Below are 15358 nucleotides of genomic sequence, written 5' to 3' on the forward strand. Positions count from 1 at the left end.
GTTGGCGGCAACGTCCGGAAAGGTCATCGCCAAGGGCGATCAGGTCATTCAGAACTCGCCGAAGCTCTGCATCGAGCGGCGCAGGCAGGCTTGCACGTAGGCCAGCTGCTGCTCCAGGGCTTCACGCGCGAGGCGCTTGTCTTGATGACTCACGCCCAGTCTGCGCAGGGCCAGGCAGCTGCTTTGCAGCAGGTGCGCCATGCGGATGCTGGCATCCTGCAGGCGCCGCAGGTCTTCCTCGCCCTCGAACATCGAATCCTTGTCGACGCCCCGCGCCTTACGCAGCTTGCCCATCAACTGGTAGAGCTTGGCATCGGCCGACTCACGCAAAAGGCTGTACTCGGCAAAATCCAGCACGGCGTCCCGTTGCACCTTCTCCAGTGTGGGCTGAAGATCAACCGAACACACCAGCTCCAACCTTCGGCCTTTCATCCCACGCTCCCGGGTCCTGCCGCACGTTCACATCCTGGCGAGGACCCTAGCAAGCGCTCGGAGCGCGCATCAACTGGCAAAAATGCCAGTTGCCGGCATCACGTAGGGTGATGAAGCGCGCGAAGGGTCATCAGCCCTGCCAGCGGCCAGTCCCCTTCCAGCTCAGCCAGGCTGGCCGTGCTCATGGGCGCAGGCTGCTGCTGATGGCCGTGCTCGAGCAGACTGACCAGGGTGCCCACCAGCGGCTGGTGGCTGACCAGCAGGACATGCTCAAGCCCCAGCCGCTCGATTTCACCGATCAGCGCCTGCGCATCGCTGTCCGGAGTGAGCCAGGGCACGGTACGTACCGGCTCGGCGAAACCAAGGGCCTCATGCACCAGGGCCGCGGTCTGTTGCGCCCGCACGTAGGGGCTGGCGATGATCGCCTGCAACGGCTGGCCCAGCAACCGGGCGGCGCTGCGCAGCGCCTGCTCGCGGCCATGGGCGGTCAAGCGCCGTTCGGCATCGCTGTTGGCACGCGGCTCAGCCTCGCCATGGCGCAGCACCCAGAGCTTCACAGCTTGGGCTCCTCGTCACGCACCGGGTGCGGTGCCGGGGCCACGGCATGGGGCGCTTCACCTTCAGGCACACGCGGCGCCGGCCAGTCGGCGAACGGCCAGGGCTTGCTGTCGGTGTGGAAGCTGCCGAAACGACCGATCTGTGCCAGGTACTGGCTGAGGCTGTCGCCGAAATTCATCAGGCTGGCACTGGGCGAACCGTAGATCAGCCGGTAGATCAGCTGGACCAGCACCAGGCCGCCCAGCAGCAGCTCGGCCAGTTGCCAGACCACCAGGAACACCAGCATCCACAACACGCGCAGGATGATCGATTCGCGCTGGGCGCGCTCCGGAGTATCGTTCATAGGTCGCTCCTTCAATTGAAACCACTGGTGGAAATGAAATCGACATCGGTCTTGGGCTCGGCGCGCATCAGGTGCTCGATCACCTGGTTGAGTGTGCGGCCCTCGAACAGGATGGCATGCAGGCCTGCTACCAGCGGCATGTACACCTGCACTTCCTGGGCCTTGGCCTTGAGCACCTTCAGCGTGTTGACCCCTTCGGCCACCTCGCCCAGGCGGCTGACCGCCTCTTCCAGGCTCAGCCCCTGGCCCAGGGCATGGCCGACCTGATAGTTGCGGCTCTTGGGCGAGGAACAGGTGACGATCAAGTCGCCCACACCCGCCAGGCCCAGGAAGGTCATGGGGTTGGCCCCCTGGCTCACGGCGAAACGGGTCATCTCGGCCAAGGCGCGGGTGATCAGCATGCTCTTGGTGTTCTCGCCCATCCCCAAGGCTACGGCCATGCCAGCGATGATGGCGTAGACGTTCTTCAGCGCACCACCCAGCTCGACGCCGAAACGGTCGCTGCTGGCGTAGACGCGGAACGTGCGGCCGTGCAGCACTTCCTGCACGCGCTTGCAGAGGGCTTCGTCCTCACTGGCCACCACAGTGGCAGTCAGCGCGTGTTCGGCGATCTCGCGAGCCAGGTTGGGGCCCGACAGCACGCCGATGTGCGCCCCGGGGGCAATCTCCTCGAGGATCTGGCTCATCAATTTGAAGGTGTGCGCCTCGATACCCTTGGTGAGGCTGACCAGGCCCTTGCCGCGCAACAGCTCGGCATGGGGCGCCAGCACGCTGCGCAAGGCGCTGGAAGGCAAGGCGACGAAGATCAGCTCGCAGCCCTGTAGCGTGGCGAGCAGGTCGTTGACCGGCTGCACGCCTTCATGCAGGCGGATACCCTTGAGATAGCGAGGGTTCTCGCGATTGACGCGCATCGCCTCGGCCTGGGCCGGGTCGCGCATCCACTGGCGTACCGGATGGCCGTTTTCCGCCAGCAGGTTCGCCACGGCGGTGCCGAAGCTGCCGCCTCCAAGAACTGCAACAGGTTGCTGTTCAGTCATATCCAATCCGTTAACCAATAAAAAAGTGGCGACCTGCGCATTATACGGGGCACATGCGACAGAACCAGTGTCGCGTCGCAACGCGTGGGAGCAGGCGTGCCCCGTGATGCGGCAATTCGCCAGTCGTCGATCACTGGCAAAAGCCACGCGGTCGGTTAACATGCCTGATTCATCTCTGAAACAAGGCCGTTTCGTGTTCCCTGGCACGCCCCCTTACCCACGCCTGTTGCTGCTGACCGCCCTGCTCGGCGGCCCGGCCATGGCCGACGATCTGTTCATCGACAACCAGGACCTGCCCCAGGTTCTGACCGCAACGCGCCTCAAGCAATCCCCGGCGGCGGTGCCGGGCAGCATGACCGTGCTCGACAGCGAGCTGATCCGCGCCAGCGGTGCCCGTGATATCCCCGAGCTGCTGCGCCTGGTCCCCGGCATGATGATCGGCTACGGCGCCGGCAACCAGCCGACGGTCAACTACCACGGCAGCAACGTCAGCGACGCCCGGCGCATGCAGGTGCTGATCGACGGCCGCTCGGTGTACCGCGCGGGCCTGGCCACGGTGGACTGGAGCGACATCCCCGTGGCCATGGAAGACATCGAGCGCATCGAAGTGTTCCGTGGCCCCAACACCGTCAGCTACGGTGCCAACGCGCTGATGGCGGTGGTCAACATCCTCACCCGCAACCCCGCCGACAGCCATGGCACCCGTGTGAAAATGACCCGGGGCCAGGATGGCATCAACGACTACTACGCCAGCCAGGGCTTTGGCTGGGACAGTGGTGACCTGCGCCTGTCGCTGTCGGGCCAGCAGGACGACGGCTTCGACGAAGATCAGTTCGGCCGCGACTACCGCGACAGCCGCCGGGCCAACCGCATCAACATCAATGCCGTGCACAGCCTGGCACCGAACCAGACGCTGGATTGGCAACTGGCGGCGAAGGAAGGCAGCAACCAGCGGCCGTACACCTATCAACCGGTGTTCGGCAACTACCGGGCCGGCGACAATGCCGATGTCAACGCCAAGGACTATGCCGGCTCGGTGCGCTGGAACATTGACTTTGACCCCGAGCACAGCCTGTACATCCAAGGCTCGGCCCAGCACTTCGACCGCCAACAGGTGTGGGGGGCCTGCGATGCCGCCATCGCCTTCAGCCCGGAACTGACCCAGATGTGGCGACTGGACCCCAACTTCACGGAAAAGGTCGCGCGCAACCTGTACACCGGCAACCTGCCCACCACCAGCGACCCGACGCTCGCCACGCTGATGGGCCAGGTGCGGGACCAATGGTCCAACGGCGGTCGCAACACCATCTGCGGCGACGTCGACCAGAGCACCCGCGAGACCCGCTACGACCTGGAGGTCCAGGACACCCTGAGCCTGACCGACAGCCTGCGCCTGGTCAGCGGCCTGAACTACCGCTACGACCGCGCCGACTCGCAGACCTACTTCAACGGCAGCCTCGACGACCAGACCTGGCGCCTGTTCGGCCAGCTCGAATGGCGCGCCGACGAACACTGGATCCTCCAGGGCGGGGCGATGTACGAACACTCCCAACTGTCGGGCAACTCGCTTACCCCACGGGTCGCGGTGAACTACCTGATCACACCGCGCCACGGCTTGCGCGCGGTTTACTCCGAGGCGATCCGCTCGCCGGACATGTTCGAGAACAACGTCAACTGGAGCTACACGGTCAAGAACCTCACGCCCAACCGCTACGGCCTGCAGAACGGCGAATACTTCGTCAAGACCCGCGGCCCCGGCAACCTCGACCAGGAACGCATGCGCTCGCGCGAACTGGGCTACAACGGCTACTTCACCGACCTCGACCTGAGCATGGACGTTAAGCTGTTCTACGACGAAATCACCGGGATGATCAGCGAGCCGTTGAAGAACAACCAGTTCATCGCCAGCAATGCCAACAAGGCACGTTTCACCGGCAGCGAGGCGCAATTCGACTGGCGCGCCACCCAGCGCGACCGCCTGCGCGTCACCTACGCCTACGTCGATGCCTGGGCCAGCAACCCCAACGACCGCCGCCTGAGCGCACGCAACAGCGGTTCGGCCGGCTGGCTGCGCGAATGGGGTCGGGGTTGGTCCAGCGCACTGTTCTATTACGGTGACGACGCACTCAACCAATACCGCTACGAGCGTGTCGACCTGCGCCTGGCCAAGCGTTTCAAGGTCCAGGGCAGCAACCTGGAGCTGGCCGCCCTTTGGCAACAGCGCCTGGACGACGAACCGGTCACGCTGGAGCAGAACCGCTACGACAGCCGCCACCGCCTGAGCGTCAGTGCGGAGCTGGAGTTCTGATGATCGGCTTGCTGCGCTTGCTGCTGCTCTGCCTGCTGCCACTGGGGTCGCTGTCCGCCAGCGAGATCCTGCTGGTGGGCGCGGAAGACCAGCCCGGCATCCGCAGCTTTGCTGCGGCCCTGGAAAAACGCCGACCGCAGGACCAGGTACGCTTCCAGACCGTGGCACAGATGCCACGCCCAGGCCAACTGAAGGGCGACACCCGGCTGATCCTGCTTGACGGCCCGGCACTGGAGTGGCGCCTGGGTGAAAGTGCCGGGCCGCCTGCGCTGGCCCTGCGGGTCAGCCGGGTTCAGGCTGAACAACGCCTGGGGGCCTCGCGCCCGGCATTCCTCAGCCTGCTGTGGAGCGATCCGCCGCTGTCGCGGCAACTGCGCCTGGCCCGCTACCTGTTGCCGCAGGCACGGCGGATCGGCGTGCTGTACGGTGAACACAGCCGCTTCCTGCTCGATGAACTGCGCCAGGCCGCCACCGCGCAAGGGTTGGAGATCGTCGCCCAGGACTGGCCCGACCTGCGCGACAGCCGCCCGCTGCAGCACTTGCTGGGCAACAGCGATGTCCTGCTCGGGCTCGACGACCCTGAACTCTACAATTCAAAATCCGCGAAGAACGTGCTACTCAGCAGCTATGCACGGCAGATGGCCTTGATCGGCCCCAATGTAGGCTTCGTACGCGCTGGCGCCCTGGCCAGCACCTTCAGCGACCAGGATGACTGGTTGACCGTGCTCGGGCACCTGCTCGACCAACCGCCGGCCCGCTGGCCGCGCAGCCTCTACCCCACCCACTTCGGCGTCAGCGGTAACCAGCAGGTCGCCCGCGCCCTTGGCCTGGAAGCGATCGACCCGGACGCCGCCGCCCTGGCCGTGGCCGAAGGAGAAACCACGCCATGAGCAAACGCCTGAGCTGGGACATTCATACCCGCACCCAGATCATCAGCCTGGGCCCTGCCCTGCTGCTCACTTTGCTGCTGATCAGCTTCTTTACCTTCGTGCGCATCCAGGATTTGCGCCAGGAGCTCAACCACACCGGGCAACTGATTGCCAACCAGTTGGCCCCAGCCTCCGAATATGGGGTGATCTCGGGCAACAACGAAGTGCTCGACAGCCTGATGCGCGCCACCCTGAGCATCCCCCATGTGCGCTTCCTCGAAGTGCAGGACAGCCGCAATCACATCCTGGTGTACGTGGAACAGCCGGACGAAAGCCTCAATCGCGCGCAACGGGTGGAGGTGTTCCAGGCCCCCATCCGCCTGCAGCAGATTCGCCTGGACAACGATTTCCTGCTCGGCAAGGCACCACCACCGACCATCGGTGATGATTACCTGGGACGCGTGATCGTCGGCATGTCCGATGACGCCTTCAGTCAGCGCCAACAGGAAATCGTGATCAAGGCCGCCATCCTGGCGCTGTTCGCGCTGTTGTTCACTTTCCTGCTCGCCCGGCGCCTGGCCATGAGCCTGTCGAAACCGATCAGCGACATGGGGCACGCGGTGCGGGCAATCCAGCAAGGTGACTTCAATGCCCCGCTGCCGGTGGTCGACGACAGCGAACTGGGACACCTGGCACGGCACATCAACAACCTCGCCAGTGCCCTGGACCAGGCCGCCCACGAACAGCAACAAGCCATGGGCCAGTTGATCCAGGCCCGCGAGGAAGCCGAACAGGCCAACCGCGCCAAATCTGACTTTCTGGCCATGATGAGCCATGAACTGCGCACGCCTATGAACGGCGTGCTGGGCATGCTGCAACTGCTCGAGACTACCGAGCTGACCGGCGAGCAGGCCGAGTACACCGCGGTGGCCAGCGAGTCCACCGGGCACCTGCTCAAGGTGATCAACGACATCCTCGATTTCTCGCGGATCGAGCGCACCACCCTGGAGCTCGAACATATCGACTTCAACCTGGGCGAACTGATCAGCAGCAGCGTCCAGTCGTTCCAGCACACCGCCCAGCAACGCGGCCTGGACCTTCACCTGCAACTGCCACCGGGCATCGACCACCTGCAGGTGGTCGGCGACCCGACGCGAATTCGCCAGATCCTGTTGAACCTGGTGGGCAATGCCCTGAAGTTCACGGAGCGTGGCGAAGTGGCGGTGGAAGCACGCTGGCAAGTACTCGACCGCCAACTGCTGTGGTTTACCTGCACCGTGCGTGACACCGGTATCGGCATCGACAGCAATCGCCTGGAAATGATGTTCGTCGCCTTCCAGCAGGCCGACAGCTCGATCTCGCGGCGCTATGGCGGCACCGGCCTGGGCCTGTCGATCGCTCGCACCCTGGCCGAGCGCATGGGCGGCCAGTTGCGCGGCGAAAGTCGCGAAGGGCTTGGCTCTACGTTCACCCTGGAAATGCCATTGGCACTGGCCGCCGTGCCGGCCAGCCTGCCGCCCGGCACGGTGCTGGAGGCACCTGGCGGCAGTGAAGGTGGGCGGATCCTGCTGGTGGAGGACAATCCGGTCAATCAGAGTGTCATCGAAGCCATGTTGCGCAGCCTGGGCTACGAGGTCAGCCTGGCCATCGATGGCAGCCAGGCGGTCGAGCAGGTAGGCCAGCAACGTTTTGTCGCAGTCCTGATGGATTGCCGCCTGCCGCACGTGGATGGCTACGAGGCGACCCGGCGCATCCGCCTGTTACCGCAACACGCCGACCTGCCGATCATCGCCCTGACCGCCAGCGCCCAGCAGGGCGACCGTGAGCGCTGCCTGGCCGCGGGCATGAACGATTACCTGAGCAAGCCATTCAAACGCACCGACCTGCAGCGCATCCTGCGCCGCTGGTTGCCCGGTCAGACAGCCGCGACTGGCGATAAATGCTAAAGTGCGGCAGTCTTAGGGACTGGACAGGACCGCCGCTGGGCCTGAAAATAACATTTCAGTGCACACCTGTACTCTTTTTGCCAGGTGCGCTGTGACTTTCACCACAACGCAATAGTCTACCTGTAGGCTGCCGCCTCGAATGCAAAGCGCTTCGGGCCGGCCGGGAAGATTCATCCCCTGCCACAGGGGGTTATTGAGGAGCTCGCATGACCAAACAAAACGCCTTTACCCGGGAAGACCTGCTGCGCTGCAGTCGCGGTGAGCTGTTCGGCCCCGGTAACGCGCAACTGCCCGCCCCGAACATGCTGATGGTCGATCGCATCACTCACATCAGCGAGGAAGGCGGCAAGTTCGGCAAAGGTGAATTGGTCGCCGAGCTGGATATCAATCCGGACCTGTGGTTCTTCGCCTGCCACTTCGAAGGCGACCCGGTGATGCCGGGCTGCCTGGGCCTCGACGCCATGTGGCAGCTGGTCGGCTTCTTCCTCGGCTGGCAAGGCCTGCCGGGTCGCGGCCGGGCGCTGGGTTCGGGCGAAGTGAAATTCTTCGGCCAGGTACTACCCACTGCCAAGAAAGTCACCTACAACATTCACATCAAGCGCGTCCTGAAGGGCAAGCTGAACATGGCCATCGCCGATGGCTCGGTCAGCGTCGACGGTCGCGAGATCTACACCGCCGAAGGCCTGCGGGTCGGCGTGTTCACCTCCACTGACAATTTCTAAGGGTTATTCGCATGCGCCGCGTCGTGATCACTGGTCTGGGCATCGTATCGTGCCTGGGCAATGACAAAGCTACCGTCACCGAAAACCTGCGCAACAGCCGTCCGGGTATCCGTTACAACCCGGAATACAAGGAAATGGGGCTGCGTAGCCAGGTTTCCGGTTCCATCGACCTGAATCTGGAAGAGCTGATCGACCGCAAGGTCTATCGCTTCGTCGGCCACGCCGCCGCCTACGCGTACCTCGCCATGCAGGACGCGATCAAGGACGCCGGCCTGACCGAAGAGCAGATCTCCAACCCGCGCACCGGCCTGGTTGCCGGTTCCGGTGGCGCCTCCACGCTGAACCAGATGGAAGCCCTGGACACCCTGCGTGAAAAAGGCGTCAAGCGTGTCGGCCCGTACCGCGTCACCCGCACCATGGGCAGCACCGTGTCGGCGTGCCTGGCCACCCCGTTCAAGATCAAGGGCATCAACTACTCGATCTCGTCGGCCTGCGCCACTTCCGCACACTGCATCGGCACCGCCCTGGAGCAGATCCAGTGGGGCAAGCAGGACATCGTCTTCGCCGGTGGCGGTGAAGAAGAGCACTGGAGCCAGTCGTTCCTGTTCGACGCGATGGGCGCCCTGTCGACCAAGCGCAACGAAACCCCGGAGCTGGCCTCGCGCGCCTATGATGCCGACCGTGATGGCTTCGTCATCGCCGGCGGTGGCGGCATGGTGGTGGTCGAGGAGCTGGAGCACGCCCTGGCCCGTGGTGCCAAGATCTATGCCGAGATCGTCGGCTACGGCGCGACCTCCGACGGCTACGACATGGTCGCCCCAAGCGGCGAAGGCGCCATCCGCTGCATGCAGCAGGCGCTGTCCACCGTCGACACCCCGATCGACTACCTGAACACCCACGGCACCTCCACCCCGGTCGGCGATGTCGCCGAAATGAAGGGCGTGCGTGAAGTGTTCGGCGCCAAGGCACCGAAGATCAGCTCGACCAAGAGCCTCTCGGGCCACTCGCTGGGCGCTGCAGGCGTGCACGAGGCGATCTACTGCCTGCTGATGATGGAAAACAACTTCATCGCCGGCTCCGCCAACATCGACGAGCTGGACCCGGAAGTGGCCGACCTGCCGATCGTGCGCAAGACCGAAGACGCCAAGCTCACCACTGTGATGAGCAACAGCTTCGGCTTCGGCGGCACCAACGCCACCCTGGTGCTCAAGCGCTGGGAAGGCAAGTGATCGCTTGATCCGCTGAACAAAAACGCCCGGACTTGAGTCCGGGCGTTTTTGTTTTTGCCATCAGACAATGCGATTGCCTCTGTAGGAGCGGCCTTGTGCCGCGAAAGGGGCGCGAAGCGCCCCCGGCGATCATGGGTGAGGCAAAAATCCCGGGGCCGCTTCGCGCCCCTTTCGCGGCACAAGGCCGCTCCTACACCGAGAACCGCTGCACCAGGGTATTGAGGTCCACCGCCAGCCGCGACAGCGCCTGGCTGGCCGCCGAGGTCTCCTCGGCCCCTGCCGACGACTGATGCGCCAGGTCACGGATGGTGGTCAGGTTGCGGTCCACCTCCCGCGCTACCTGGGCCTGCTGCTCCGACGCACTGGCGATCACCAGGTTGCGCTCGTTGATCTGGCCGATGGCGCCGGCGATCGCCTCCAACGCCGCACCTGCCGCATGGGCGCCGTCAAGGGTAGAGCGGGCCTGGGCATCGCTCTGTTGCATTCCCTGCACCGCTCGCTCGGCCCCGCCGCGAATGGCGACGATCATCTGCTCGATTTCATGGGTGGACGTCTGCGTGCGATGCGCCAGTGCTCGCACTTCGTCGGCGACCACGGCAAACCCGCGCCCGGCCTCACCGGCCCGAGCCGCTTCGATGGCCGCATTGAGCGCCAACAGGTTGGTCTGCTCGGCGATCGAACCGATCACATCCAGCACCTTGCTGATGTCGTGCACTTGCTGGGCCAGTCGACCGACCTCCTCGGCATTGCCCGCCACGCCACTGGCCAGCGTCTCGATGGCGATCACCGTGGCCTGGACCTGCTCGCGCCCCTCCCGGGCGATGCGATCGGATGCCTGGGACGCCTCGGACGTCGCCACGGCATTGCTGGCCACCTCCTCCACTGCGGCGGTCATCTGGTTGACGGCAGTCGCCGCCTGCTCGATCTCCTGGCTCTGCTGCTGCAGGCCACGGGTGGCATCCTCGGTTACCGCGCTGAGCTCCTCGGACGCCGAAGCCAACTGGCTGGCCGAATCGGAAATCTGTCCGATGGTGCTTCGCAGGCTCTGCTGCATGCTCTTGAGCGCCGCAAGCAGGCGTGCGGGTTCGTCATCTCCCTGTACGACGATCTGTGGTGTCAGGTCACCCGTGGCGACCGTCTCGGCCACCTGCAGCGATTGCCCCAGTGGGCGCACGATACTGCGGGTCAAGGCCAGCGCCAGCACCACCGTGAGGGTCAGGGCAATCACCAGCAGCACCCCGACCCAGACCTTCGCGCCGTTGTACACCGCCTCGGCGAGGTCGGTGGCGGTGTTGGCATGGTGGTTGTTCAGCTCGATCAGTTCGTTGAGCGCCGCGGTCATCTGGTCGGCGATCTGGTTGATCTCGCCGTTAACCAGCGTAGCCGCCGCGTCGATGCGGCCCTCGGTGGCCAACTGCACCACCTGGCCCTGCAGGGTCATGTATTGGCGCTCCAGGCCCTGGTAGCGGTCGAACAGCGCACGCTCTTCAGGCAGCACAATCAACGCATCGTAGCGTTCCTGGGCCTGCACCAGGCCGGTCTTGATCTCGTCGATGCGGGCACGGTTCTGCTGTTGCGCGACCGGGTCGGTGTTGACCAGCAGCCTCAGGGTCAGGGCGCGTATGCGAAGCATGTCCTGGGTCATCCGGCCCACCGAGATCACGCTGGGCAGCCAGTTGTCGTCCACCTGCTCGGACTGCTGGCGCATGCTGGTCATTTGCTGCAGCGCGAAACCGCCCAGCGCCACCACCAGCAACGCCATCAGGCCAAAACCCAGGCCCGCGCGGGGGGCGATGTTCAAGCGTCTAAGGCTCATTCCAGGCTCCTTCCCGAAGTGTGTAGATCCGTCGCTTATAGAAGGTATCGGGCCGCCGTGAATTTGCGTAAGACAAAAACGCGATATCAAAGCGCCATATCACGTGCATTCGCACTATTTTGCGACTTTTTGCTGCACTGCAAGGAAATTGCCCAACAACTTGCCACTCAGAGGTGCCGCAGGCCATACAGCGCTCACCAGAGGTTCAGTGCCTGCCTGTGAACCGTTATGCTTGGAGCACCCTCCCCTCGCCGTTCGGAGTTTCTTCATGAGCAGCCCCTTGGTCATCCGTCCACGCGCCGAATCGGTCGAGGGCCAGCCGATCCTGCGCCCGTTACCAGCGGCTCAATGTCGTAGCGTCGGCCCGTTCGTATTTTTCGACCATATGCTCGAGACCGAATACGCCCCCGGCAGCGGCATGGATATTCGCCAGCACCCGCACATCGGCCTGTCGACCCTCACCTATCTGTTCGAGGGCGAGATCCAGCACAAGGACAGCCTGGGGTCGGACCAGCGCGTTCGGCCGGGCGAAGTCAGCTGGATGACTGCGGGCGCCGGCGTGGCTCATGTGGAGCGCACGCCCGCCGACGTACTGCGCAAGGGCTCGCGCCTGCATGGGCTGCAAGTCTGGCTGGCCTCGCCCCGTGAGGTGGAGCAAGGGCCGGCCAGTTACAGCCACCACCCGCAAGTCAGCCTGCCGAGCAGCGACAGCCTTGGCGTGCGCATCCGCATGATCGCCGGCAATGGCTTCTGCCTGGAATCACCGGTTCCGGTGCTCTCCCCTACCCTCTATGCCCACGTGCACATGCAGGCGGCTACCACCCTGATCGTGCCAACCGAGCATGCGCAACGCGCGCTGTACCTGCTCGAAGGCGAATTGATGCTTGAAGATCAAGAAGTCGAACCTTGTAGCCTGGTCGTGCTGCCTGAGGGCGAAGAAATGGCCTTGTTTGCCGAGCAAGAATGCCAGCTTGTGTTGATTGGTGGCGCTCCACTGGATGGACCACGGCGGATGAACTGGAATTTCGTCGCCAGCGATCCGGCATTGATCGAGCAGGCGCGGGCACGCTGGGCGGCGGGGGATTGGCCGACAGTGCCTGGTGAGCGCGAGCGGATCGAATTGCCGCGCTAGACAGCGGTTCGCCGGCAAGCCGGCCCCTACAGGTTTTGCGCACCTACCGTAGGAGCCGGCTTGCCGGCGAAGAGGCTAGCCTTGGAACACTTCCCTGAGCAGGTTGTGCATCGAGCGGAACGCCCGCTCAGACGTGCGCCGGTCATACTGCATCTTGCCCGGCACATTGGCGTTCGGGTCGGTGAACGAATGCACCGCCCCGCCATAGCTGAGCAACTGCCAGTCGACCTTGGCGGCATTCATCTCGTCTTCGAAAGCCGGCAACTGCTCCTTCGGCACCAGCGGGTCGGACGCCCCATGCAGCACCAGAACAGAGCCCTTGATGCGCTTGGCGTCTTCTGGGTTCGGGGTGTCCAGCGTGCCATGGAACGACACTGCCGCCTTGAGATCAGCACCCGTGCGTGCCAACTCAAGCGCGCAGCAGCCGCCGAAACAGAAGCCGAAGGTTGCCACCTTGCCCGGCGCCAACAGCGCCTTCGACTGCCCAACCAGTTGGGCCAACGCTTCCTGCATGCGCTTGCGCAGTTCGCCGCGATCGTTCTTCAGCGGCATCATCGCCGCGCCTGCTTCGTCGGCATTGGAAGGGCGCACCGACTGCCCGTAGAGGTCGGCGATCAGCACCACATAGCCTTGCTCGGCCACTTCCTTGGCGATACGTTCGGCGCCCTCGCCGATACCCATCCAGTTCGGCGCCATCACCAGGCCCGGCAGTGGCAGCGCGCCCGGGGCGTAGACCAGGCGGCTTTCATAAGCCTTGCCAGACAGGTGATAGACCAGCGACTCGACGATGACCTTGCTCATTCAGCTCTCCTTGGGCTTGCACGGGAAAACATGAGGCCTGATTTTGCACAAGACCTGTAGGAGCGGGTTCACCCGCGAACACCGGCGAAGCCGGTGCCATGCACCGCAGCGCAGGCTTCGCGGGTAAACCCGCTCCCACAGGAAACAGGCAAACCCCCTCAATAAAAAAAGCCCGCCGAAGCGGGCTTTGCTTGCATCAACTCAAGCAGACAGCTCGACCAACAGCTTGTTCAGGCGACGAACGTAGGCTGCCGGGTCCTTCAGGCTGTCACCGGCCGCCAGCGCCGCCTGATCGAACAGGATGTGCGACAGCTCGGCGAAGCGGTCTTCGCTCTGCTCGCCATCGAGTTTCTCGATCAGCGGGTGGGTCGGGTTGAACTCGAAGATCGGCTTGGAATCCGGCACTTTCTGCCCGCTGGCCTCGAGGATCTGGCGCATCTGCAGGCCAAGGTCCTGCTCGCCGATGGCCAGGATCGCCGGGGAGTCGGTCAGGCGGTGCGACACGCGCACTTCAGCGACGCTGTCACCCAGCGCGCCCTTCAGGCGCTCGACCAGGCCCTCTTTGTCCTTGGCGACTTCTTCCTGAGCTTTCTTGTCCTCTTCGGAGTCCAGCTTGCCCAGGTCCAGGTCACCACGGGCGACATCGACGAAGGCCTTGCCGTCGAACTCGTTGAGGTAGCTCATCAGCCACTCGTCGATGCGGTCGGTCAGCAGCAGCACTTCGATGCCTTTCTTGCGGAAGACTTCCAGATGCGGGCTGTTCTTGACCTGGGCATGGGATTCGCCGGTCAGGAAGTAGATCTTGTCCTGGCCTTCCTTGGCACGCGCCAGGTAGTCGGCCAGGGCGACGCTCTGCTCGCCGCTGTCATCATGGGTGGAGGCGAAGCGCAGCAGGCCGGCGATCTTCTCCTTGTTGGCGAAGTCCTCGGCCGGGCCTTCTTTCATGACCTGGCCGAAGTTCTTCCAGAAGCCCTTGTACACCTCAGGCTTGTCCTTCGCCAGCTTCTCCAGCATGTCCAGCACACGCTTGGTCAGCGCATTCTTCATCGAGTCGATGATCGGATCTTTCTGCAGGATTTCGCGGGAGACGTTCAGCGACAGGTCGTTGGAATCGACCACACCCTTGATGAAGCGCAGGTACAGCGGCAGGAACGATTCGGCCTGGTCCATGATGAACACACGCTGCACGTACAGCTTCAGGCCGCGTGGCGCTTCGCGCTGGTACAGGTCGAACGGCGCGCGGGCCGGAACATACAGCAGCGAACTGTACTCGAGCTTGCCTTCGACCTTGTTGTGGCTCCAGGACAGCGGGTTCTCGAAGTCATGGCCGATATGCTTGTAGAACTCCTGGTATTCCTCGTCCTTCACTTCGGTACGCGGACGGGTCCACAGGGCGCTGGCGCGGTTGACGGTTTCCCACTCCAGCGCTGGCTGCTCCTCGCCTTCGGCGGCCGCAGGCTGTTCCTTCGGCAGTTCGATCGGCAGGGCGATGTGGTCGGAGTACTTCTTGACGATGTTGCGCAGGCGCCAGCCATCGGCGAACTCGTCCTCGCCCTTCTTCAGGTGCAAGACGATACGGGTACCACGCTCTGGCTTGTCGACGGTGGCAACTTCGAACTCGCCCTCGCCTTTCGACGACCAGTGCACGCCTTCGGCGGCCGGCAGCCCGGCGCGACGGCTGAACACATCGACCTTGTCGGCGACGATGAACGCGGAGTAGAAGCCCACGCCGAACTGGCCGATCAGGTGCGAATCCTTCTTCTGGTCACCGGTGAGGTTCTTCATGAAGTCGGCAGTGCCGGACTTGGCGATGGTGCCCAGGTGCGCGATGACGTCTTCGCGGCTCATGCCGATGCCGTTGTCTTCAAGCGTGACGGTATTGGCGGCCTTGTCGAAGCTCACGCGGATCTTCAGCTCGGCGTCGCCTTCGAGCAGCTCGGGCTTGGCCAGGGCCTCGAAGCGCAGCTTGTCGGCGGCGTCGGAGGCGTTGGAGATCAGCTCGCGCAGGAAGATCTCCTTGTTCGAATACAGGGAATGGATCATGAGGTGCAGCAGTTGCTTCACCTCGGTCTGGAAGCCCAGGGTTTCTTTTTGAGTCTCCACACTCATGGTCTTCAAACTCCAATCTGTTGGTTGGTGACGCCTGGCGGACAAAAAGGCCTGCT

At 63.9% G+C, this 15358-nt stretch carries 13 protein-coding genes and 1 pseudogene; 6 read left to right on the plus strand and 8 right to left on the minus strand.

Features of this window, described 5'->3' with window-relative positions; all coding sequences use genetic code 11:
- Nucleotides 1-48: 48 nt before the first annotated feature.
- The 4 genes from NGM28_RS23430 to NGM28_RS23445 all read right to left on the minus strand — a co-directional run bounded on the left by NGM28_RS23430 (nt 49) and on the right by NGM28_RS23445 (nt 2370).
- Nucleotides 49-432: a hypothetical protein gene (locus NGM28_RS23430; protein ID WP_240067156.1), complete on the minus strand. Its 384-nt coding sequence runs from the start codon at nt 430-432 to the stop codon at nt 49-51.
- A 98-nt stretch (nt 433-530) separates the two neighbouring features.
- Nucleotides 531-989 (minus strand): phosphohistidine phosphatase SixA, encoded by a 459-nt coding sequence (gene sixA / locus NGM28_RS23435; RefSeq protein ID WP_240067157.1) that lies wholly within the window; start codon nt 987-989, stop codon nt 531-533.
- Nucleotides 986-1333 (minus strand): DUF4389 domain-containing protein, encoded by a 348-nt coding sequence (locus tag NGM28_RS23440; RefSeq protein WP_252091691.1) that lies wholly within the window; start codon nt 1331-1333, stop codon nt 986-988. Before NGM28_RS23440 ends, sixA begins: the two co-directional genes overlap by 4 nt.
- A gap of 11 nt (nt 1334-1344) precedes the next feature.
- A complete protein-coding gene (locus tag NGM28_RS23445) occupies nt 1345-2370 on the minus strand; it encodes an NAD(P)H-dependent glycerol-3-phosphate dehydrogenase (protein WP_240067159.1) in 1026 nt (341 codons plus the stop codon).
- A gap of 160 nt (nt 2371-2530) precedes the next feature.
- Between NGM28_RS23445 and NGM28_RS23450 the strand changes: the two genes are divergently transcribed.
- The 5 genes from NGM28_RS23450 to fabB all read left to right on the plus strand — a co-directional run bounded on the left by NGM28_RS23450 (nt 2531) and on the right by fabB (nt 9444).
- Entirely contained in the window at nt 2531-4678 is a 2148-nt protein-coding gene (locus tag NGM28_RS23450; RefSeq protein WP_252091693.1) for a TonB-dependent receptor plug domain-containing protein, read from the plus strand.
- A complete protein-coding gene (locus NGM28_RS23455; RefSeq protein WP_240067161.1) occupies nt 4678-5568 on the plus strand; it encodes an ABC transporter substrate-binding protein in 891 nt (296 codons plus the stop codon). The genes NGM28_RS23450 and NGM28_RS23455 overlap by 1 nt, the downstream gene beginning before the upstream one ends.
- Nucleotides 5565-7493: a response regulator gene (locus tag NGM28_RS23460; RefSeq protein WP_252091695.1), complete on the plus strand. Its 1929-nt coding sequence runs from the start codon at nt 5565-5567 to the stop codon at nt 7491-7493. The genes NGM28_RS23455 and NGM28_RS23460 overlap by 4 nt, the downstream gene beginning before the upstream one ends.
- A 206-nt stretch (nt 7494-7699) precedes the next feature.
- On the plus strand, nt 7700-8215 hold the full coding sequence (fabA, locus tag NGM28_RS23465; RefSeq protein ID WP_023631260.1) for a 3-hydroxyacyl-[acyl-carrier-protein] dehydratase FabA: 516 nt from the start codon (nt 7700-7702) through the stop codon (nt 8213-8215).
- 11 nt (nt 8216-8226) lie between these two features.
- A complete protein-coding gene (gene fabB, locus NGM28_RS23470; RefSeq protein WP_011534737.1) occupies nt 8227-9444 on the plus strand; it encodes a beta-ketoacyl-ACP synthase I in 1218 nt (405 codons plus the stop codon).
- Between the two features lie 190 nt (nt 9445-9634).
- On the opposite strand, the gene NGM28_RS29055 is transcribed toward fabB, so the two are convergent.
- Together NGM28_RS29055 and NGM28_RS29060 are read right to left on the minus strand one after the other, a co-directional pair.
- Nucleotides 9635-10498: a methyl-accepting chemotaxis protein gene (locus NGM28_RS29055; protein ID WP_502943889.1), complete on the minus strand. Its 864-nt coding sequence runs from the start codon at nt 10496-10498 to the stop codon at nt 9635-9637.
- Nucleotides 10493-11260, minus strand: a pseudogene (locus NGM28_RS29060) (MCP four helix bundle domain-containing protein); the annotation flags it as partial. The gene NGM28_RS29055 and the pseudogene NGM28_RS29060, both read right to left, overlap by 6 nt.
- Before the next feature lie 268 nt (nt 11261-11528).
- Here NGM28_RS29060 and NGM28_RS23480 point away from each other — a divergent pair.
- Nucleotides 11529-12392, plus strand: a complete 864-nt coding sequence (locus NGM28_RS23480; RefSeq protein WP_252091698.1) for a pirin family protein — start codon at nt 11529-11531, stop codon at nt 12390-12392.
- A 75-nt stretch (nt 12393-12467) separates the two neighbouring features.
- On the opposite strand, the gene NGM28_RS23485 is transcribed toward NGM28_RS23480, so the two are convergent.
- Nucleotides 12468-13193 (minus strand): dienelactone hydrolase family protein, encoded by a 726-nt coding sequence (locus NGM28_RS23485; protein WP_240065204.1) that lies wholly within the window; start codon nt 13191-13193, stop codon nt 12468-12470.
- Nucleotides 13194-13394: 201 nt separating this feature from the next.
- Nucleotides 13395-15302 (minus strand): molecular chaperone HtpG, encoded by a 1908-nt coding sequence (gene htpG, locus NGM28_RS23490; RefSeq protein ID WP_252091699.1) that lies wholly within the window; start codon nt 15300-15302, stop codon nt 13395-13397.
- Nucleotides 15303-15358: the final 56 nt, after the last annotated feature.

It is taken from the genome of Pseudomonas sp. MWU13-3659, from assembly GCF_023757525.1.
In the GTDB taxonomy this organism is placed as follows: domain Bacteria; phylum Pseudomonadota; class Gammaproteobacteria; order Pseudomonadales; family Pseudomonadaceae; genus Aquipseudomonas; species Aquipseudomonas entomophila_E.